The sequence below is a fragment of the Pseudoalteromonas sp. T1lg76 genome (assembly GCF_002964725.1).
Lineage (GTDB): Bacteria > Pseudomonadota > Gammaproteobacteria > Enterobacterales > Alteromonadaceae > Pseudoalteromonas.
In genome coordinates, this window is record NZ_PQCE01000031.1 from 99,286 (window position 1) to 121,782 (window position 22,497).

Annotated in this window: 14 protein-coding genes; 10 read left to right on the top strand and 4 right to left on the bottom strand. The window is 49.4% G+C overall.

Features of this window, described 5'->3' with window-relative positions; genetic code table 11:
• Window positions 1-45: 45 nt before the first annotated feature.
• On the bottom strand, window positions 46-1,998 hold the full coding sequence (locus C2M35_RS11700; protein WP_158677973.1) for a fused MFS/spermidine synthase: 1,953 nt from the start codon (window positions 1,996-1,998) through the stop codon (window positions 46-48).
• Window positions 1,999-2,289: 291 nt separating this feature from the next.
• On the opposite strand from C2M35_RS11700, the gene C2M35_RS11705 reads away from it, so the two are divergent.
• On the top strand, window positions 2,290-3,729 hold the full coding sequence (locus C2M35_RS11705; protein ID WP_105265420.1) for a coniferyl aldehyde dehydrogenase: 1,440 nt from the start codon (window positions 2,290-2,292) through the stop codon (window positions 3,727-3,729).
• A gap of 1,083 nt (window positions 3,730-4,812) precedes the next feature.
• Here the strand turns inward: C2M35_RS11705 and C2M35_RS11720 are convergent.
• A complete protein-coding gene (locus tag C2M35_RS11720) occupies window positions 4,813-5,004 on the bottom strand; it encodes a DUF3185 family protein (protein WP_105188797.1) in 192 nt (63 codons plus the stop codon).
• A gap of 271 nt (window positions 5,005-5,275) precedes the next feature.
• On the opposite strand from C2M35_RS11720, the gene C2M35_RS11725 reads away from it, so the two are divergent.
• The 8 genes from C2M35_RS11725 to C2M35_RS11765 all read left to right on the top strand — a co-directional run bounded on the left by C2M35_RS11725 (window position 5,276) and on the right by C2M35_RS11765 (window position 18,267).
• Complete coding sequence (locus C2M35_RS11725) at window positions 5,276-6,856, top strand: ABC-F family ATPase (RefSeq protein WP_105201674.1); 1,581 nt, start codon at window positions 5,276-5,278, stop codon at window positions 6,854-6,856.
• Window positions 6,857-6,998: 142 nt separating this feature from the next.
• The gene (locus C2M35_RS11730) at window positions 6,999-7,271 is read left to right on the top strand and encodes a DUF4242 domain-containing protein (protein WP_105201281.1); all 273 of its coding nucleotides are present in this window, start codon (window positions 6,999-7,001) and stop codon (window positions 7,269-7,271) included.
• A gap of 160 nt (window positions 7,272-7,431) precedes the next feature.
• Window positions 7,432-9,648, top strand: a complete 2,217-nt coding sequence (gene katG / locus C2M35_RS11735; protein WP_105201280.1) for a catalase/peroxidase HPI — start codon at window positions 7,432-7,434, stop codon at window positions 9,646-9,648.
• A 134-nt stretch (window positions 9,649-9,782) separates the two neighbouring features.
• Window positions 9,783-10,127: a hypothetical protein gene (locus C2M35_RS11740; RefSeq protein ID WP_105201279.1), complete on the top strand. Its 345-nt coding sequence runs from the start codon at window positions 9,783-9,785 to the stop codon at window positions 10,125-10,127.
• Window positions 10,128-10,345: 218 nt separating this feature from the next.
• Window positions 10,346-12,532 carry an OsmC domain/YcaO domain-containing protein gene (locus C2M35_RS11745; protein WP_105265422.1) on the top strand — a complete coding sequence of 729 codons (2,187 nt, stop codon included), beginning with the start codon at window positions 10,346-10,348 and terminating at the stop codon, window positions 12,530-12,532.
• A 514-nt stretch (window positions 12,533-13,046) separates the two neighbouring features.
• On the top strand, window positions 13,047-13,196 hold the full coding sequence (locus C2M35_RS11755) for a DUF2986 domain-containing protein (protein WP_105201276.1): 150 nt from the start codon (window positions 13,047-13,049) through the stop codon (window positions 13,194-13,196).
• A gap of 253 nt (window positions 13,197-13,449) precedes the next feature.
• The gene (locus tag C2M35_RS11760) at window positions 13,450-14,088 is read left to right on the top strand and encodes a hypothetical protein (protein ID WP_105265424.1); all 639 of its coding nucleotides are present in this window, start codon (window positions 13,450-13,452) and stop codon (window positions 14,086-14,088) included.
• Between the two features lie 402 nt (window positions 14,089-14,490).
• On the top strand, window positions 14,491-18,267 hold the full coding sequence (locus tag C2M35_RS11765; RefSeq protein ID WP_105265425.1) for a S8 family serine peptidase: 3,777 nt from the start codon (window positions 14,491-14,493) through the stop codon (window positions 18,265-18,267).
• Window positions 18,268-18,324: 57 nt separating this feature from the next.
• Here C2M35_RS11765 and C2M35_RS11770 read toward each other — a convergent pair whose 3' ends face one another.
• Window positions 18,325-20,256 (bottom strand): hypothetical protein, encoded by a 1,932-nt coding sequence (locus C2M35_RS11770; RefSeq protein WP_158677974.1) that lies wholly within the window; start codon window positions 20,254-20,256, stop codon window positions 18,325-18,327.
• A 202-nt stretch (window positions 20,257-20,458) separates the two neighbouring features.
• Between C2M35_RS11770 and C2M35_RS11775 the strand changes: the two genes are divergently transcribed.
• Window positions 20,459-20,770 (top strand): monooxygenase, encoded by a 312-nt coding sequence (locus C2M35_RS11775; protein WP_105201272.1) that lies wholly within the window; start codon window positions 20,459-20,461, stop codon window positions 20,768-20,770.
• Between the two features lie 59 nt (window positions 20,771-20,829).
• On the opposite strand, the gene C2M35_RS11780 is transcribed toward C2M35_RS11775, so the two are convergent.
• Window positions 20,830-22,326, bottom strand: a complete 1,497-nt coding sequence (locus tag C2M35_RS11780) for a dipeptidase (protein WP_442792758.1) — start codon at window positions 22,324-22,326, stop codon at window positions 20,830-20,832.
• Between the last annotated feature and the right edge of the window lie 171 nt (window positions 22,327-22,497).

A 22,497-nucleotide genomic window follows, 5' to 3' on the forward strand; every position in this document is an offset into this window, starting at 1 on the left:
TAAGCTACTTCAACAAGTGCATTGTTCTTGGGAGTGAGTATTGCCTTACTCACCCATAAACTTCATAGCCTGCAGCAGGTTGCTGTAGTCGTCGCGCCATACAAAGGGGGCTGTACTGCTGGGCCAGGGTGATTCGCTGGCTCGGTAGAGCTCGAGTTGGGCTTTGTCTCGGCTTAACAGCACCCAGCGTACATCATGACCATGGCTTTGTTCGGCCTTGGCCTCGCCATAGAGGATGGTTAAATCGAATTGTTGCGCCAAGCCTCGCATCAGGGGGGTGAGATCCAAATGGGTATTGGAGATATGCACCGCCAGAATGCCGTCTTCTTTAAGCTGGGTTAAGTATAAGGCCATGGCTTCTTGAGTCAGCAAATGCATGGGAATGGCATCGCCGCTAAAGGCATCGAGCACCAGGGCATCAAACACCTGTTTCTGCCCCTGCGCTTGTTGTGCGCTTAACGTGATGCGGCCATCTCCGAGCACATAATCCAGCTTGGCTTGGGAGTTATCAAGGTAGCTAAATTGTGCCTTGGCCGTGGCCAGCACATTGGGGTTGAGCTCGTAAAAACGGTAATGATCGTCGGGCTTGCCATAGGCCGCCAAGGTGCCAGCACCCAGGCCAATAAAGCCAACATCTGAGCCATTAGGTAGGTCTTGCAGTAACTGCCCCACCAGGGTTTGCGTGCGATAATAGCTTTGTGGCTCGCCTTTGCCTTCACCTTTTAGTACTTCCACGCCATGGGTGGTGGTGCCGTCGATCAAGCGACGCTCGGTGCGCCCTTCAATGTTTACTTCGGTAACGGTTAGTAGGCCATAGAAGTTACGCAGGCGTTCAATGTCGTTACTTTTAAACTGGCCATCGAGCCAAAAGAACAAGAGTCCCGCCAGAGCCACAGTGCCCAGTGCGCTGCCACCTAGCAGGGGAGCTCTGCGTATGCCTTTATCACTGACAACTCCCCAGGCAAACAATACCAAGGCGGCGCCTATGGCTAAGGGGTATTCGTAATACAGGGTAAATACCTGCGGTGCGACAAAAGTGATAAGCGCCGTGCCCAGCGCGCCACCTAGGGCCATCACCAGATAAAACTGGGTCAGGTATTCGGTGCTGGGTTTGGCATGCACCAGTTCGCCATGACAGATCATACAGGCGGCAAACAGCACCAAGGAATAGAGAATAACCTGGCTGACAATATCGAACTGGCTGCCGATAAAGAACAAGAAGCAGGAGATAAAGGCACAGACCCCCAGCGCCGCCAGCCAGAAAATACGATGATAGGCTTTGGGCGAGTGGAAGCACAGTACAAAGGTCAGCAGATACAGTGCCAGCGGCAACAACCATAAGAAGGGCACAGGCGCCACGTTTTGGGTCATGGCATTGGTGCTAGCTGTGAGCACCATTACGCCGCAGCCGCTAAGCAGCAACCACAACAGCCATTTACCGTGAACACCGCCACGAAAGGCGCTCTGCTCTGTGCTGCCTAGGCGTTTGGCCTGGTTATAAAAGCGCGCCATATAGGCATAGAAGGTGGCGGCAAAGGCCACAAATAAACCGCTCCACAACCAGGATTGATTGCCGAGGCCGAGCCAGGGCTCCACCGCGAATGGATACGAGAGCAGGGCCAAAAAGGAGCCGATATTGGAATAGCTATACAGCTTGTAGGCATGCTCATTATCCACCTTGGCCTGCCAGCTTTGCATCAAGGGCGCCGTGGCAGCCAGGGCAAAATAAGGCAAACCCACGGCCATCGCCAACTGGGCTAACACGCCCAAGGCGGGGGCGTCGCTGGGGGCGCCGAGCGCTTGCGTGCCTATGGGCAGGGCAATGGCTCCGGCTAGTAAAACGGCACCATGGACGAAAAACTGCTTTTTCAGCGCCAAGCGGCTCGAGATAAGGTGCGCATAACCATAGCTTGCGAGCAAAAATGTTTGGAAAAACAACAAGCACGCCGTCCAAACCTGAGTGCCGCCGCCAAAGCTGGGGAGTAACATTTTGGCCATGATAGGCTGGACTTGGAAAAGTAAAAATGCGCTTAAAAATACAAGAATAATCGCAAGCATGGCGATAGCCGCCTCAATAGGGTGGAAAACGCGGCAAATGTAGCACAAATCACGCTTCTGGCGCATAGGTTTACAATGCCGCAGTACAATTAAACCTTAAAAACAAAGGCCTGATCGTTATTTTCAATCACTTGATGTATAACAAGGGGTACGACACCCAAGAATTAGTTAAAGCCTTTACCTTAAAAGCCAGGTAAAGCAAGCGACTAGTCAATCCATGCGTGAGCCTTTATGAATAGTGAAAACAATCGTCTGCACCAGCACACTCAGGTTGCTCAGCTTCAACCCCTGTTTGAAGCGCAGTTGAGGGCCTTTAACAACAATAAATACCCGGCTGTAGACGAGCGAAAAGCTCAGTTACAGGCGCTCAAAAAAGCCATGCAGGCCAGGCAGGATGAGCTGGTTGCGGCCATTAGCAAAGACTTTGGTCATCGCAGCGAAGATGAAACCCGCCTGTGCGAGGTGCTGACCCTGGTTGAGGCTATCGACTCCACCATTAAACACCTTGCTCGCTGGTGTAAACCTTCGGCTCGTTCAACCGCATTGATTTTCCAGCCGGCAAGCAACAAGGTGGTGTATCAACCCCTTGGGGTGGTGGGCATTATGGTGCCGTGGAATTACCCTCTATATTTAAGTTTAAGCCCGTTAATTACCGCCATCGCCGCGGGAAATCGCGTGATGCTTAAGCTTTCAGAGCATACACCTTACTTTAACCATTGCTTAGCGGCATTGCTGGCCGAGGTCTTTAGCGAGGAGCAGGTGGCGGTGACTACCGGCGTTGCCGATGTGTCTACGGCGTTCTCGCAATTGCCCTTTAATCATTTGTTTTTTACCGGCTCAACCGCCGTGGGCAGGTTGGTGATGCGCGCCGCGGCGGCCAACCTGACTCCGGTGACGCTGGAACTCGGCGGTAAATCCCCGGTGATTATCGGCGATACCATCGACCTGGATATGGCCGCCGAGCGCATTTGTTTTGGTAAATCCCTGAACGCCGGCCAGACCTGCGTGGCACCGGATTATATTCTTTGCCCCGAGCATAAAAAGCAGGCTTTTATCGCCGCTTATCAAAACGCCTTTGCTCGCATGTACCCCAGCATTAAAGACAATCCGGATTACACCGCCATTATCAATGACGGCCAATACCAAAGATTGCAGGCACTGCTGGAAGAGGCCAAAGCTGCGGGGGCGAGCTGCACCACCATTAACCCAGCCAAGGAGGACTTTAACGGCAGCAGGAAAATGCCGCCGGTGCTGATTGACAACGCCGGGCAGGATACCCGGGTGATGACCGAAGAGATTTTTGGTCCCTTGCTGCCCATTGTCAGCTATGAGTCCTTGCATCAGGCAGTGGACTATATCAACGCGCGTCCGCGACCCTTGGCGCTGTATTTATTCAGCTTGGATAAGAATGAACACGCGCGGGTTATTCATGAGACCCACTCCGGCGGAGTCTGTATCAACAACACCATGACCCATTTGGCTCAGGTGGATTTACCTTTTGGCGGCATAGGCGAGTCGGGTATGGGTCATTATCATGGTTTTGAGGGCTTTCAGACCTTTTCCAAGGCCAAGGCGGTACACATTCTGGGCAAGTTCAATGGCGGTAGGCTGCTATACCCACCTTATGGCCGCAGCATTCACCGACTGTTTTACAAGCTATTTGTTAAATAGGCGCTCAGGCCAGAGCGTGAATTTGTGCCGGAGTAAAGGTCAGCAACTAGGCTCAGACCCAGCCCCTTACTCCCCCTTAGTTAAAGTGGGTGTCTTAGTTAGTGTAAGTTCAAAAGCCCTGGGCTGGCCATTTATGGTGCAGGTTTGCTTTTTGTGGGAGGCATAACTAAGTTTTACTTGTTTGTGACTGCGTTTAGGGCGGTTCAAATAAGTTCGTATCTGTGTTGTTGCTAATAGGGAATGCGGGTCTGAGATAATTTATTTTTATTTAAATAATCAGAGGCTGTTAAGTGAAATGTTAAAACTAAGGAAGGTTAAGCACTTACTTATTGCTTTATATATCTTGGTGTACAACGTATCCGCGTCTATCAACTCAGGTATGAGAGCGGAGTTTTTCGAAGCTAGACCAGATGTTTTTTCAACTATCGTGCTGATTTCCGCACTTGCAGCAGGCTCCGCTGTTTCACATAGCTTAGCTAAGCGCTCCGGAGCAACCATCTATATTTTTGGGATAGAGTTTGACTATTCTCCCACACCTATAGCCGCTAAGCTTTCACTGCTAACTCTAATTTCAGAGACAATACATAGTTTCATATACCGCCATGATTTTGGTCTGGTTATATTTCTTTCTTTTGTGACTCTTGGACTCTACTTAGGGTGGAGTTTGTCAGGAAGAAATAACGAGTGAAAATTGTCAATTTTATTCTTAATGAAATGGCTTGGGAGTCTTTATGGTTTTCTGTTACTTATTGAAAGTAAGATGGAAATTATTGAAGTTCTACTCATTGTCATCGCCTTTACCACGCTAAAACTCTTCGCTGCGGACATTACAAGGGTCATGCCTGGTTGGCTCCAGTTCCCTGTAATTGTAATAGGGTTTGCTCTTGGCATAATCTGGTTGTGCCGACTTCTAAAAAAGCTGTGACTGAATTTAAGTGTGTCTGATGCTATCGCTGTTTGGCTGATAAGAGCATTTTGGAGTGAGGGGAAGTAGGTGAGTGACCGTGTGCTTGATACTCTTAGAGTTTGTTCCTTGCCAGCTTAAATGACGAGCCATTGGCGAACCAATGACTCGCTTTGCGTTTACTTCAGCTTAAACACACCCACGGCGACACAGATGGCACCGCCGACCATGCCCAGCCAGGCTTCAATGGGTGTTTCGCCGTTAAGCGAGCGGGTTAGCTGCGCTTCTACCGCGTCATACACGTTGTAACCCCAGGCCACCAAGGCCACGCCGATCACAATAAGAATAATACCGATAATTTTACCATTCATAATAGATGCCTCATTTTTTGTTATTTTCAAGTATAGACTTTTCTACCTTACACACTTAATTACTTGATTGCATGTATTTTGTGCCTATAAAAAGCGCAAGATGAGCACCTTTGTTATCGGTAATTATGAGTGCATTGGGCTGCTACTGAACTGCCACTACTTGGGTAAACAGCAGGCTTTTGTTAAGAGTTGCCTTAATGTGGTTTCTAAAAGAGGCATATTCCGTTACACTGCGCGTCCTTTTTTTGAGCAAACATGGATATCACTTCCCTTGATCGCAACAGCAAATATCGCCATGCAGTTTGGCGCTAAGCCTCTTTTTGAAAACGTTTCCGTTAAGTTCAACAATGGCAACCGTTATGGCCTGATCGGTGCCAACGGCTGCGGTAAATCGACCTTTATGAAAATTCTGGGCGGCGACCTTGAGCCCTCGGCTGGAAACGTGATGCTAGGTGAGAGCGTGCGTCTGGGTAAGTTGCGTCAGGATCAGTTTGCCTTCGAAGAATATTCTGTGATGGACACGGTATTAATGGGTAATACCGAGCTGTGGGCGGTGAAAGAGCGACGCGACTTCATTTACAGCCAGGCCGAGATGAGTGAAGAAGAAGGCATGGAAGTGGCCGATCTGGAAGTGCGCTTTGCGGAAATGGACGGTTACACCGCAGAAAGCCGCGCCGGCGAACTTTTGCTGGGCTTGGAAATTCCCATTGAGCAGCACTTTGGCCCCATGAGCGAAGTAGCACCGGGCTGGAAGCTGCGAGTATTACTGGCGCAAGCCCTGTTCTCCGATCCGGATGTACTGCTACTTGACGAACCGACCAACAACCTGGATATCAACACCATTCGCTGGTTAGAGCAGGTGCTGGTTGAGCGCAAGTCGACCATGGTGATCATCTCTCACGACCGTCACTTCTTAAATACCGTGTGTACCCATATGGCCGATTTGGATTATGGTGAAGTGCGCCTATTCCCGGGTAACTACGACGAGTACATGACAGCAGCCACTCAGGCTCGTGAGAAAATGCTCAACGAAAACGCCAAGAAGAAGGCACAGATTGCCGAGCTACAAAGCTTTGTTAGCCGCTTCTCTGCCAACGCTTCTAAGGCCAAGCAGGCCACCTCACGTGCCAAGCAAATCGATAAAATTCAGCTTGAAGAAGTAAAGCCATCAAGCCGCGTCAGCCCCTATATTCGCTTTGAGCAAGATAAGAAGCTGCACCGTCAGGCTATTACCATCGAAGGTTTGTCAAAAGCGTTTGAAACGCCCTTGTTCAGCAACTTTGATTTACAGGTTGAGGCCGGCCAGCGCGTTGCCATTATCGGCCAAAACGGCGCCGGTAAGACCACCTTGTTACGCTGTTTATTAGGTGAAATCGGGGCCGATCAGGGCTCGGTAAAATGGGCCGAACAAGCGAAAATTGGTTACATCGCCCAGGATCATGCCGCCGACTTCGTTGAAGACGATAACCTGTTCGACTGGATGAAACAGTGGACCACGGGTGATGATCAGGTGGTGCGCGGTGCCCTAGGACGCATGTTGTTTTCTAATGATGATGTGAAAAAACGGGTTAAAGTGCTTTCCGGTGGTGAAAAGGGTCGCATGCTGTTTGGCAAAATGAGCCTGATTAACCCTAACGTGTTGGTACTGGATGAGCCGACCAACCACCTGGATATGGAATCTATCGAGGCTCTGAACCTGGCCTTGGAAAACTATGAAGGCACCTTGTTCTTTGTCAGCCATGACCGTGAGTTTGTGTCATCACTGGCTACGCAAATTATTGATATTCGCCCGGAGGGCATAGTGCACTTCCAGGGTTCATATGAAGAGTACCTAAAAAGTCAGGGAATTTAATGCCCTAGGTTTCCCGACTGGCGCTTTCGCCGGTCGGGGATCATGCCAACCGCAGCCCTGCCCCCGTCATTTTTGGCTATGCCTCTTCACTCCAGCGCTCCTTGACTATACTTATTGCTCTTACTCTTAACGGAGGTGAGTAATGCCAAAGTACGTAATTGAAAGAGAAATAGAGGGTGCGGGCGGGCTATCCGCCGATGAACTGCAAGGGATTTCACAGCGCTCCTGTGATGTACTCGAGCAACTCGGCCCGCAGATTCAGTGGGTGGAGAGCTATGTAACCGGCAATAAGATTTTTTGTGTGTATATTGCCCCGAATGAAAGCCTGATCAAGCAGCACGCCAGTATGGGTGAGTTTCCAATCAGTGCCATTCATGAAGTGAAAACCATTATTGATCCCACCACCGCCGAATAACGGTCACTCGGGCTTGGCATTGATTGTTGTAGCCAAGCCTAATAAATCAATTATCTAAATAATCGATTAACCCAATCTATTTTTATCGCTGCAATAGATTAAAACCATGAACTATATTTAATCCCGTTAATCACTTAACTCCAAACGGGGAGAGAGTTTCATGGGTAAGAAATCACGTCCTTTTATCAGTGCAGCGGCACTGGCGGTTACCTCGGTACTTACGCTGGGTGCGCAGGCCGCCTCTGTTGAGCCGAAATCAAATCAATTCTGGTGGCCAGAGCAGCTTGACCTTAGTCCGTTACGCGCACACGGGGTAGAGTCACATCCTTATGGTGAAGAGTTTGACTACGCCAAGGGCTTTGAAAGCCTAGATCTGCAAGCCGTTAAAGAAGATATTCGTGCCGTTTTGACCGAGTCGCAGGACTGGTGGCCGGCAGACTATGGTCATTACGGTCCATTCTTCATACGTATGGCATGGCACGCAGCCGGTACATATCGTGTATTCGACGGCCGCGGCGGTGCGGGTGGTGGTCAGCAACGTTTTGACCCACTCAACAGCTGGCCTGATAACGGTAATTTAGACAAAGCACGTCGCCTACTTTGGCCGGTAAAACAGAAGTATGGTCGCAACATTTCCTGGGCCGACTTAATGGCGTTAACAGGTAACGTGGCCTTAGAGGATATGGGCTTCAAAACCTTCGGTTATGCCGGTGGCCGTGAAGATGACTGGGAGCCGGATCTGGTGTACTGGGGCCCGGAAGGCAAGATGCTGACCGATGAGCGTCGCGACAAAAAAGGCAAGTTAAAAGGTCCTCTCGCAGCGGTTGAAATGGGTCTAATCTATGTAAACCCACAAGGCCCTCACGGTAAACCGGATCCCTTATTGGCAGCTACAGATATTCGTATGTCATTCGGTCGTATGGCAATGAACGACGAAGAAATTGTGGCACTAATCGCAGGTGGCCACACATTTGGTAAAGCACACGGTGCTAAAAAGCCAGACTGTGTAGGCAAAGAGCCGGCAGCAGCGCCGATTGAAGACCAGGGTTTTGGTTGGCAGAACAAATGTGGCAAAGGCCTGGCTGAAGACACTGTGACCAGTGGCTTTGAAGGTGCGTGGACGGTTACACCAACACAGTGGACCACCAACTACCTGGACAACCTCTTCAACTTTGATTGGAAACAAACCACGAGCCCCGCCGGAGCAATCCAGTGGATCCCTACCGATGAGGCGGCGAAAAACCTGGTTCCCGATGCGCACGTTAAAGGTAAGCGTCACGCGCCTATCATGTTCACAACAGATATCGCGATGAAGGAAGATCCAGAGTTTCGCAAGATTGCCGAGAGCTTCCGTGCCGATCCTGCAAAATTCGAGCTCGCGTTCGCCAAGGCCTGGTTTAAGCTAAATCACCGTGACCTGGGCCCACGTGCTCGTTACCTTGGCAGTGAAGTACCAAGCGAAGTATTGATTTGGCAAGACTACATTCCAGAAGTGAACCACACTCTGGTGAATGATAAGCAAGTCGCTGATTTGAAAGAGCAAATTCTTGATTCTAAGTTGACAGTTTCTGAGCTTGTGCGGGTTGCTTGGGCCTCGGCGTCTAGCTACCGTGACAGCGATATGCGTGGTGGTGCAAACGGTGCACGCCTGCGTCTAGCGCCGCAAAAAGACTGGCCGGTAAACAACCCTGAAGAAGTAGCAAAGGTACTGAAAGTACTTGAGAAAATTCAGAAGAAATTCAACAAAAAAGCAGGTAAAACGCAAATTTCACTTGCTGACATGATTGTTCTTGGCGGTGCAGCAGCCATCGAAAAAGGTGCCAAGGATGCAGGTTACAGTATCACTGTACCATTCAAGCCGGGTCGTATGGATGCATCACTTGAGTACACAGATGTTGAATCATTTGAAGTACTTGAACCAACGGCTGACGCGTTCCGTAACTACTATAGCAGCGCGTGGAAATCACCAACGGGCATGCTGGTAGAACGTGCCAACCTGCTTGGTTTGAGCGTTCCGGAAATGACAGCACTGCTAGGTGGTATGCGTACGCTTGATGCCAACTACAAAGGTTCGGATCACGGTGTGTTAACGAACAAACCGGGTACGCTGAGCAATGACTTCTTTGTTAACTTACTTGATATGTCGACCAAATGGAGCAAATCAAGCAAGGAAGAAGGAGTGTATGAAGGTTTTGACCGCACCAGCGGCGACAAAAAATGGACGGCGACTTCGGTTGACCTGATCTTTGGTTCAAACTCTGAATTACGCGCTATTGCTGAAGTATATGCTTCACAGGATGCGAAAGAGAAGTTCGTTAACGACTTCGTTGATGCTTGGACAAAAGTAATGACAGCAGATCGTTTCGATCTAAAATAAACAGACGTTGTGATGTTACTAAAAGGGCCGCAAAAGCGGCCCTTTTTTTACGTATTGGTATCGCATCCGAGATGATGTAAAATTAACCGCCCCCTTAGCGGGGACATTGTGTTTTACAAAATCGAGCGACAGATATGCAGTACTTCAAATATACCCTCATTGTTTTAACCTCATTATTTATGCTTGGCTGTGGTGGCCATGGGTATGAAGGGCACTATGTCAGTACTTCTGACAACAAGGTATTTAACGCGCTGTCAGAGCTTGCCGGTGCCAAAAAAATCTATATCGGCGAGAACTTTATCGAAGCGGATGGCCAGCGCACCGAGTTTGATGAAATCTTTGTGCGTGAACTCAAATCCGGTGATTACCTGGTATTTAAATCGGGTAATGAAGAACAAACCTGGCTGATTGAAGACGGCGACGTGCTGGTACGCGATTTAGGCTTGATGTCTTTACGCTTTGAGCCGGTAGAAAAGTAACCCCACTTTTATCGTTAGTGAGTGACCACTCGCTAACATCGAATCCAAGGTCTCTTTTTAGTTTTGATTTATATAATTCCAAAATAAACCAAGACGATTGCACGCAAAAAGACGATAATTGGAACATTAAATTCATTAGATTGACCGACATTGCCACCTAGTCTGCCCAGCAGCGTTGGTAAGCTCGGTCATTGCGATTTTTAGGGTAGCGATAACTCATGGAAATTAAAGTCAATTTTCTCGACAACCTCAGACTAGAAGCCAAGTTTGATGACTTCACCGTGATAGCCGATCAGCCGATCCGCTACAAAGGTGATGGCTCGGCGCCAAGCCCGTTTGACTACTTCCTGGCATCATCTGCTTTGTGCGCAGCTTACTTTGTGAAGGTGTATTGCAACAGTCGAGAGATTTCGACCGACGGTATCCGCATTTCGCAAAACAACATTATCGACCCGGAAGACCGCTACAATCAGATCTTCAAAATTCAGGTTGAGTTACCAGAGAGCATTTCTGATAAAGACCGCCTGGGTATTTTGCGCTCAATCGAGCGTTGCACGGTTAAACGCGTGGTGCAAACCGGGCCCGAGTTCCAAATCGACCCTGTAGATAATATCGACAAAGATGCCCAGGCCATGTTGATGGTTGAGGCCGACCTTGATCACAGCACCTACATCTTGGGTAAAGACCTGCCGTTAGAGCAAACAATTCAGAACATGACCGCCATGCTGGCCGAGTTGGGTATGAAGATTGAAGTGGCATCGTGGCGCAATATCGTTCCTCATGTATGGTCTTTGCATATCCGTGATGCGGCTTCACCTGCGTGTTTCACTAACGGTAAGGGTGCGACTAAAGAAAGTGCGCTTTGCTCTGCGCTGGGTGAATTTATCGAGCGCCTAAGCTGCAACTTCTTCTATAACGATCAGTACCTGGGTGAAGAAATCGCGTACAGCGACTTTGTCCATTACCCCAATGAAAAATGGTTTCAAGCGGGTGCAGACGATGCCCTGCCGCAAGGCATCTTAGACGACTACTGCTTAGAGATTTACAACCCGGACGGTGAACTGCAAGCGTCGCATTTAATCGACACCAACTCCGGCCGTGTGGACCGTGGTGTGTGCTCAATTCCCTACACTCGTCATTCGGACGGCGAAACGGTTTACTTCCCGCAAAACCTGATTGAAAACCTGTTCCTAAGCAATGGTATGAGTGCGGGGAATAACCTCAATGAGGCCAAGGTGCAGTGTTTGTCTGAGATCTTTGAGCGTGCCATTAAACGCCAGATCATTGAGCAGGAAATTGTGCTGCCGGACGTACCGCAAGAGGTGCTGGCCAAGTACCCGGACATAGTTGAGGGCATCGAAAAGCTTGAAGAGCAGGGCTTCCCGATTGTTATTAAAGACGCCTCACTGGGTGGTCAATTCCCGGTTATGTGTGTGACCCTGATGAACCCAAGAACCGGTGGCGTATTTGCCTCATTCGGTGCGCACCCAAGCCTGGAAGTTGCGTTAGAGCGCAGCCTGACCGAATTACTGCAAGGTCGCAGCTTTGAAGGTTTGAACGATGTACAGAAGCCAACATTTAACTCCATGGCGGTGTCTGAGCCGGAAAACTTCGTCGAGCACTTTATCGACTCAAGCGGTGTGATCTCTTGGCGTTTCTTCAGCGCCAAAGCGGATTACGACTTTGTCGAATGGGATTTCTCGGGTACTAATGAAGAAGAAAGCGAAGCCTTGTTCGGTATTTTAAAGGCGCTTGGTAAAGAAGCATATATTGCTGAATTTACAGAAATCGGCAGTGCGTGTCGTATTCTTGTGCCGGACTTTTCAGAAGTGTACCCGGTGGAAGACCTGATTTGGGATAACACCAACAAGGCACTGCAATACCGTGAAGATATCTTGAATCTGCACTCGCTCTCGGACGATGCACTGGCCGCCTTGGTAGAGCGTTTGGAAGAAAGCCAGCTTGATAACTACATCGACATCATCACCCTTATCGGTGTTGAGTTTGATGAAAACACTGTATGGGGTCAGTTAACCATCCTTGAGCTTAAGATCTTGATTTACTTAGCACTTGGTGAATTGGAAGAAGCCATGGAGTTGGTCGGTGACTTCTTGCAATATAACGACAACACGGTTGAGCGTGGCTTGTTCTATCAAGCCGTGAGCGCGGTGCTGGAAGTAACCCTGGATGAAGAGCTGGAATTGGATGATTTTATCCATAACTTCTCACGCATGTTTGGTAAAGAGACCATGGAAAATGCCGTGGGCTTGGTCACCGGTGAGGTGCGTTTCCACGGCCTAACACCAAGCAATATGAAGCTCGAAGGCTTGGACAAGCACCTGCGTTTACTCGAGAGCTATAAAAAGATCCACAAAGCCCGTGCTGACCTGTTCAACAAAGGCTAGCGTGAATAAGTTTAACGCCCATTAGCAAGGCGTTGAATTAAATCAAAAAAGGCGAACCCCAGTGGTTCGCTTTTTTGTTGGCTGTTTTAGTAAAGGTTAAAGTGGGTGTCCAAGTTAAAGTGGGTGTCCAAGTTAAAGTGGGTGTCCAAGTTAAAGTGGATGTCCAAGTTAAAGTGGGTGTCCAAGTTAAAGTGGGTGTCCAAGTTAAAGTGGGTGTCCAAGTTAAAGTGGGTGTCTAAGTTAAGGTGGGTGTCCAAGTTAAGGTGGGTGTCCAAGTTAAGGTGGGTGTCCAAGTTAAGGTGGGTGTCCAAGTTAAAGTGGATGTCCAAGTTAAAGTGGGTGTCCAAGTTAAAGTGGGTGTCTAAGTTAAAGTGGGTGTCTAAGTTAAAGTGGGTGTCTAAGTTAAAGTGGGTGTCCGAGTTTGTTATTTAAAACATGTCGGCCTAAACAGCAATTGCAGGGTATAATAGAGAGCGACGTCATCAATCACATATCTAAACCAAGCATCGAAACAATGAACCGTAAAAAGAAAATTTTCACCAAGCTCAAAGCCAAAGACAAACGTGCGAATGCAAAATTGCATAAAAGCAATAAACCAGCCTACATCTCAAAAGCAGAGCGAGAAAAGTTAGAGCAACAAGAGAATACGGCGTCACAAGAGTAATTCCCGCGCATACTAATACGCGATATCAATAAAAATACATTCGACTATTCGCAGCCGACAGCGGACTAGTCGTTGTTTACCCTTATCGCCAGCTTTAGACGCGATTTTTATCTCATGTATCTAGGCGTTAGGCGTCTTTAAAATTAGCCTAACTGATTGCTTTCCCTGTTTAATTTTTAATTGGCTGGCATATTTCCCGGCGCTCATATAGGCTTTTAGCGGTTATAATTTAGCTAATGTACGCAGGGAAATCATGGAAAAGAAGATCATTCAGCTCTCTATTGCCGAGCTGATGTTACACAAACGCGGCCCTATGGACGGTGCCGAAGACATTAACTTGTTTCGTTTTGTGCTGAGCTATCCGGCGGAAGGGATTTCGGCCATAGAGTCGGTGAAAACCGTGCTCTCGACCGCCGAGCTGCCGACCGACTGGGACAGCGACTTCGATAAAGCTATTTTGTTTAAAACGCCATTGCGGGGCAAGGCCCAGCTTTCTATCGAGGCCTGCAGCGTCGATAAAGATTCCAAGGCGCAGGCGTCATTTAAAAAGTTGTTGCACAGTATTCTTGGCTCGACCCTGGGCATTTTTACCGGCGGCTTTGGCAGTGCCTATGTGGGTAAGATCACCAATACCGTGGGCAAATCCGTCATTGACGTCCTTGGCGATGACGAAGACGTGGATATTATCGGCAAAGCCACCTACTTACTCGACTCCGAGCAATTGCCCGAGTCGATTGACTTACCCTTGATGGTCGACACGCCCGTAGTAGAGAAAAAGTATGTGCTCGTAGGCCATCAAAGCAGCGTTAATCGCCGTCGTAAGGTGGTGGAAAACGAGGTGATCCCGGCCGGCAACAACGGTCAAATTCGTATTAAAATCACCCAGCTTTAGCGGAATTGACACGGCTCAATTTCATTTATATTTGTGCCTAATACCACGAATTTTCGTTCCGAGATGACTTAAAAAGGGTTGGCTTCTAGGGCAAGTGTACCAGTAGTTCTTGCCGTCAGCCCTGTCCCTTACATTTCTTACCAGCCTTTTCCCAATACCTTCCTATTCGGCGCAATTTTCGCACCCACCTCTTTGCAAACCTTCCGGCTGAAGCCTGCCAGGCTGTGATGTTTTGATACAAAATGTGAACAAAATGGTACACAAATTTGATGGTTGCATTTTGTCCTAGCCGATAACTTAAAAAGGTTGATCGCATTCATATGACAATATGAATACGTTTATTTTAAGAGCGGGTTACACGCTCTGTAAGCAATAAAAATAACCATATATAGGATGTCTAAGATGAAACAACCACGTAGGTTTGGGCGTTTAAAAGCGACCTACCTTGCTATGTTGAGTTTAGGTTTGGCTCAGCCGGTGCTGGCACAAGGTGATGAGTTGGCTGGCAACACAAGTGCGCAGGCACTTACTTTTACACTCATTACTGGCGATAAAGTGTCAGCCGTAGTGAATAAGCAAGGTGAGCTTGGCGGTATTCGCATGCTGGGTAAAGACGGCAATGAAGTAATCACCAGCATTTTCAAGCGCGGCGGCAATACGTATGTAATGCCAAGCCAAGCACAAGAGTGGGTAGACTCGGGTGCGATAGATTTAGAACTATTTAACATTAATAAGCTGTACGCGTCTGGTTATGCGGATGAAGTCACCCACCAGTTGCCTGTTATCGTTGAATATCACGATGGCACTCTAGCGGGGGCGGCAACGCCTAAGCAGTTAGCGGGTACATCGCTAACGGGCGAAATAGAACTAATCGACAGTGCAGCCTTGAGCATTGACAAGAGCAAAGCGGCGGAAGTGTTTTCAGCACTTGTCGCGCAAGGCGATGTGGATGCTGTCTGGCTTGATGCGGCCGTGTTCGCCCATAAAGTGAGCGAATCAGAAACATTGACCCCTACGGTGCCTTTAACTGGCGCATATGGCGATGTTGCGCGTCATTATTCGGGTGCGGGTGTGACGGTTGCCGTACTCGATACGGGTTACGACATTGAGCATTCTGACCTTCAGGGGCGGGTCATCGCATCTCGAGACTTTACCTATTCGGCAAATGGTGTGGATGACACCAATGGTCATGGCACACACACAGCATCTACGGTTGCAGGCTCTGGCGCTGAATCGAATGGCAAGTGGGTAGGTGTAGCGCCAGGGGCGGATCTGGTAATTGGTAAAGTACTGGGCAACACAGGTGGTGGCTCTATGTACTCTATCCTCAGTGGTATGCAATGGGCGGTCATGTCGGAAAATGCGGATATCGTCAATATGTCATTGGGTGGCTCGGCTACCTCATGTGATGGTCCGCTTGTTGATATGGTTGAAGCACTGAGCGATCGCGCCTTATTCGTAATTTCTGCGGGTAATAGTTTTACTCGTGAAACAGTGGGGTCTCCGGGCTGTGCACCAAGCGCACTGACTGTCGGTGCACTCGATCGCGATGGCAACACTGCTTCTTTCTCTTCGCGCGGCCCATCTCCGGATGGCCATTCAGCGAAACCTGATATTGCCTCACAAGGTGTGGCGGTAGTCGCCGCCGCTTCGGGTGGTCAAGGTGCGACGGCCTATCGAGCGCTTTCAGGCACCTCGATGTCAGCACCGCATGTAGCCGGCGGTGCGGCTATGGTGATGCAAGCACGTGCTGATTTATCGCCTAGAGATGTGAAAAAAGTACTCACATCATCGGCATTCACATCAGATGCGCACGTACTAGAGCAGGGTGCAGGTGCAATGGACATCAATCGTGCGATTAAGCAGGCGGTGATCGCACAGCCTAACCGTGAGTTGGGTTATTTCGGATATGGCCAGAATGATGCGTACACCGAAAGTAGCGTGACGTTTGAAAACACCACAAGTGAAGAAATTACATTCAAGCTTAATTTAGATCTGATCGGTGAAGATGGTAAAACGCAGCTTCCGGCAACGGTTGCTGGTCTGGGCGTTAAATCCGTCACAGTGCCAGCGAATGGCCAGGTTGATGTGCCAGTGTGGATTGACCCATCAGTGGCAATGCGCGACGGTGCATACGGTGCTATCACAGGTAAGATCATGGGTACAGCTGTTGGCGGTGAAGACGAGCAAATCACGGTGCCTGTTTCTTTCTGGGTTGATCAGCCACAAGTGTCACTGACGGTTAATTTGACCGATCGCTGGGGCAACCGTGCGTCGTTTCCTTCGAAAGTGTATTTAATTAACGAAGAGGACGATTGGGGCAGCTTATTGCGTCTAAATGGCGGTAAAGCCGAGGTAAAGGTACCCACCGGCAACTACAGCATTATCGCCAACATCATGACCTTTGATAACGCAAACTCGAGCTCGGGTTTAGTTGAGTCTGCGGCACAGATGGCGATTTTGGATCGCAAGATTGAAAGCGCAACGGTATTAAACTTTGATGCCCGTAACGCGCAGCCTGTGACCTTCAAAGCGGAGCAGCCACTTGACCCTCAAGGTTACTCATTTGGCTTTACCTACGCGCTGGATGACAACAAACAAGCTAAGCTTGCGGCGATGGAGCTGGCGCCAGACTATGTAAACGACATGTACGCATGGTCACAAGGCCATGACGACCGTTTCCGCTCTTTCATTACCACACGTGCCGTGGCACCTGAAACCAAGGTAATGATGGAAAACGGCACCGAGTTTGATTACATCAAACAAGGTTTAGCGCTGTCGTTTCATGGTGAAGGTTCAGCGGAAGTAGTGCCAGTAGGTGATGCAGGCTACAGCACCGATTGGAGCCAATTCGACCTGGAAGGTAAAATAGCCCTTATTGCCAACCCTAACTACCTAACCAGTTATATGGTGGGTAACGCCATGAAGCACGGTGCAATGGGCGTTATTTTCTACCGCCCGGGTCGCGATGGTCGTTACAAAGGGAGTATCACGGGTACGCCAAAAGTGCCTGTGATTGGCATCAGTACTGCCGAGGGTGAACAGCTTGCCGCAGAAATTGCAGCAGGTCGTAACACCGTAAGCTGGTCGGGTATTGCTGCAGAGCGTTCACCCTATGCCTACTCTATCAACCACATTACTGACGGTCGCATCGACGCAGGGCAAATTGTGTTGCAAGAGCACAAGATGCGTAAAATCGAGAGTCAATATCACTCGCAAGGTGATGATCGTCCGGCTTGGACTGACGTGATGGCGATGACCAACAGCACCGGCGAGTTCTACTCAACGGGTAGTTCACAGCTGATCATGTTGCCTGTTGAGCGTGATGAGTACTTCAGTGCGACTACTAAAAATGCGTGGACAAACATCGTTATGCCGAATTACCAAATGCGTAGCGCAGGGGCGTATTTCGATGGTGCACGTATTATGACGCCGGGTGAGGAAACAACGACTTGGCTTAAAGGCCCTCGTATGGGTAGCTTAGGTACCAGCGGTATTCCAATTATCAGCAGAGACACCAATGTCTTGTCTTTTAACATGGCTGCATTCGGTGACGCTGCGGGGCACGATGGTATTTTTGGCTACGATGGCCGTTCAGCCTATGGCTTAATGGTAAATGGTCAGAGTACATCGCCTTACCAGGGCACCTTGACACTTGAGCACGGCAGTAACCAAGTGAGCTTGTCAATGCGCTCTTACGCCCGCGGTGTAGGCGAGCGTTCCCCCGTGAATGACGCATTAGGGTCGCTTTATGAAGGTAAATATAGCTTCACCACTGACGACACAATGCAAGGTATTCAGCCTATCCTTATGCCTGTTGTCGATGTGCCTGTAGACATCAACAATGCCATGCCTGCGGGAGAGCCGGCCCATATTAAGCTTTCCGCGATTTTGGATGGCGAAGGTGAGGTATCACTGGCGGACGTGAAACTGCAATATGGTTATGGCCAGGAGTGTGGTATGAGCGATATTCCAGCCTTTATATACTGCCCGGTGACGGCGAAATTCTCCCCTGAGAGCTGGGTAGATGCGGAGATCACACAGCTAGATGGCGAGTGGGTTGCGATTGTACCAAACGACGCTCCAGCGGGTGAATTTGTACACCTGCGTGTGGAAATGGCTAACTATGGCACCAGCACAGCAGAGCAATTAACAATGCGTGCTTACATGCTGAAGTAAGTGTTCTGTCTCAAGAAATAAAAGCCGCCCGCGTTTGGGCGGCTTTTTTAATGTTTATTACTCTTGGCAGCTGACGGCGAAATAGTCATTATTATCGCTTACCGCCAGCCCTGGCAGTTGGTTGACCAGGTGCTGGTACATCTCGGGCTGCTCAAATCTGTGTTTCATCATCAGACGCAGGTGGTGGGGCTGTATCTCGGCGCCATTATCCCTCAGGTACTCTAAAAAGCGGCGGTAACTGATTGGCCTCTCGGTCTTTGACTCGGGCGGCAGATAGCGCTCTAAACGATAGTTTTTGAGCACAAAATACAGCGGGTCCAAGCGCTCCCCATTAGTTGCGTCTAAGTAAGGCTCGAGCAATTTATATTGCGCTATGTGGCCTTTGGCGGCGACCGCGTTGGCTAGCTCAAAGGCCGTTTTCTGGGGGATATGGGAGAAGGTTTTTAACCACAGGGTCAGCTCTTTATTGCCGGCAAACTGCGCCATTACTTGGTCAGCCTCAATATCGGGTGCCAGCCCGACGTTACTGAGTTTGTTTACTATTTCCTGCTCTGTAAGCTTGTTGTCACGCACCGCGACCGAGGAGATAAACAGGCTCATTGCCGTTTTTTGTTGCTCGGACAGGGGCGGTAAATTGAGGTTATCCAGCTCCAGGCTGATCAGCTCGGCCAAAGGCTTTTTCTGCGTCAGGCTAACCAGCAAGGCCGCGGTGTCATTGATAAACAGCTTGATATCCGCATCATTATGGCGTTGGCAGTATTCATACTCGGGCGACTGGATCACCTTTTCAACAAAGGCTGATTCGGCAAAGGCTTGCCATTGCTCGACGGGTTTTTCCCGCTCCTTAAACCATTTATTGCGCGCCGAGCAGGCCTCTAATTGTGCCTGTTGCTGCTCGTCCAAGGCGGCGCCCGCATCGAATTTCAGTGGTGTGCTCCCGGCATCCCGTGGTAAATCGCTTAAAGGAGATATATCAATATTGATACCCAATTGGCTTAAGACGGCCGGGGTGCGATTTAGGCCTTGCTGCCCTCGGCTATGGTAATAGTAGTGTTTGCTACCTAGTTGCGTGCCCTCAATCAACCGGGACAGGGCATGAGCATCGGTAAATGTGCTGCCAAAGGCTTCAATATGCTCTAGTACCGCGTGCTGCATGTCACTGATAAACAGGGAGTCATTGCGAAAGGCCAGGGGGTATTGCTCGGTAAGCATGGCCGCCGCTTCGGTTTTTCCCATCATCAGTAGGGTGGTAAAAGAAAGCTTAAGGGGAGTGAGGTGTGGGTCGTTCACCAAGGCGCTATCCACGTCATAAACCATATCTTTGATTTTTTGTACCAGCTCATGGGCTGGCGCATTATTGACGATTAGCGCTTCAAAGTCTTTTTGCTCCAGGGTATGCCTATACAGATATTCTATGGGAAAGCTAGAAGGCAAGTATTGCTCTTGTTGCATTTGCATCGGCAGCTCGTCGAGACTCTCGACAAAAGACGCCATGGTCTGAGCTTGGGCTGTTTCAACCTCTGTTTGTGCATTGGCTGGGATATTTTTTTGAATATAACCCTTGAGCACCGACCGCATCTTTAGAGTCGCCTCAAAGGAGGCGGTCCTGTTGTGCCAGTGGTCGAGGGCTCTTTCATCCATGCCGGCGGCCCACAGTGCCAGGCCAATATCGTCCAGGCTATGGCCCTGCTTTAAGGCGCGGGCGGCCAAGAGTTCCAGTTGCTGACGGTTCTGGTAATGGTGCTGATTAAAGAGATCCTTTACGTTCTCACACAGCTCGCTATCAAGGGTGTGCTCGGGAAAGGGCTCGGGCTGGTAACGCTTTGTGGGTGTCTGTGCGGCGGTGGAGACGCTTTGTTGCTCTGGGCGTTGAGTGCCGGAGGGGGTCGCTCCCTCGGCAATGTGTGGCTGCTCCTGCGAGGGCATGAGCAAATAGATGCTAAGGCCGATTAAGGCCAGAGCCCCCAACATCAAAATCATTTTTCTCATTGCTTTCCTTGCCTATTCTTTGAGCATGACATTATAACGCCATTGTTAATCTAATTTGGTTGCAAAACAAGCTTATACCCTCTGTGTACAGAGTGTTGTCCAACAAAGATTACAGTTTAGGTGCGAGCGAAACTGAACGGGCTTTTGTTTCTGTTTATTATGGGTGAAAATGAACGCAGGATTAATTTAAAGAGATGTTGAGATGGCAAAATTGCTGCAAGTCGACTTTCAATATAATGGCCCGTATGGAAAGCAAATGGCGGATGCGCTGGTTGAACTGGCTAAGTCTATTAATGATGAACCGGGCATGATCTGGAAGATTTGGACCGAAAGTGAACTTGAGCAGCTAGGTGGCGGTATCTATCTGTTTACAGATGAAACCAGTGCCAGGAATTATTTGGCAATGCACTCAGCGCGCCTGAAGAAAATGGGGATTGATGAGGTGCGTGGCAAACTATTTGATGTCAACGAAGCGCTGACGCTTATCAATAAGGGACCACTCGTCCCAGCCTAACCGTCAGTTATTGGCAGCAATGTATATAAAGAAGCCCACTTTGGTGGGCTTTTTTGTGGTTACATCTTGCCCAGGGTGAGCATCATGGCGGTGTACATTTTCAGGTTGAGTGCCAGTTGCTCCTCGGTAATAAACTCATGCTCCGAGTGGCCGGTGTAAGGCTTGCCCGGCATGGATGGACCGAAGGAAACGGCATTATCGAACAACTTGGCATTGGTGCCGCCGCCGATGGAGACAAAAGAGGCATCCTGATCCCCTGTGTAGTGCTTGAAAATATCCAGCAGCGCCTGGGCGTGCGGGGCATTATCTAGCAACATGGGGGTGCCAAGTTCTACTTCTACATTACTTAAGGTTATCTGATGTTGCTGCTGCCAGGTTTTAAGAGCGCTGTCGATCTGCTGTGCCAGCAAGTCGGCATCTTTACCCATGGGGCGGCGCAGATTCACCGATAAGGTGATGTCGTTATTTTGCGCATCGCGACTTAGCAGTGTAGGGGCCACCGTCAGCGGACCCATAAAGTCATGCTCGTAGGCGATATCACCAAACTGCTTGCCATATAAACCTAGGCCAATGAGTTCATTAATAAACATCAGTGCCTGGCCATCGCTGTTGGTGGCTAGGGCGACACCGTCAAAGATGGCCCCCAGGTGGGCAATGGCGTTATCGCCCGCTTCCGGCTCAGATGAATGGGCCGAAGTGCCCTTTACACGAATATGCAGGCCATCTTCTTGCTCGACCATGGACACCTTAACCCCTTGTAAGGCGCTGATATTGCGCTGTAGCTGGGTTTTGGTCTGGTCGTCGGCGTTATGCAGGATCACGCTGGCATCTTCGGGGATCTGGCTGACAAAGGCACCGCCTTTGAGGTGAGAGGCATACAGGCCCTCGCTTGGGTTGGCGCCGCTAAAGGTGGGGGCAATCAGGCTCCAGCCTTTTTCTGCCACCACCACGGGGTAGCTGGCGTCTATGGTGACCGCATACTTGGGCTGATTATAGGTTTTCATAAACTCTTTAATAGGACCCCAATCCGATTCCTCGGCCAGGTAAACCATCAGCTCGATGCGGTTATCAAGCTCTATGCCCTTGTCTTTTATCGCTTTCATGGCATATAAGGCGGTGGCGATGGCGCCCTTATCGTCTTCACTGCCACGGGCGATCAGCTTGCCCGGCTCTGTGGTTTTATCTAGCTCAAACGGGCTTTTGGTCCATTTACTGGCATCCGCCGGTTGCACGTCGCCATGGGTGACTATGGTGACTTTTTCGCTTTGTTCACCCATGCCAATCAGTACCGTATAGCCGAAATCCTGATAGTCGAAACCAAACTGATCCGCCTTCATCTTTAAGTAGTTTTTAAAGCCGATAAAGGCTGGGTTATCCGGCGCTTTTAGATCCTGGGTATTAACCGTGGGGAAAGAGACCAGGTTTGCCAAGGTATGAATTTGTGCTTCCTGGTACTGGTCTAGGGCGTAGTGCGCCACTGCATCTTTGTCACTGCCAACCGTGGCCGCCAGAGATGCCGTACTGAGTAACGCTAGGGCCGAAGCCAAAATAGAGATTTTCACTGTTATTCCTTGATGTTGATGTGCGTTAACGACTTGGATTGTAACGCCAGCTTCAGCTTTGAGGCCAGTTTTTGCTGTGTATGCCGGCACATATATTTACTCAAGATACAGGGTTAAGCGCCTAATTCCCCATTATTGAGAAAACAAAAACAAATGTTGAAATGA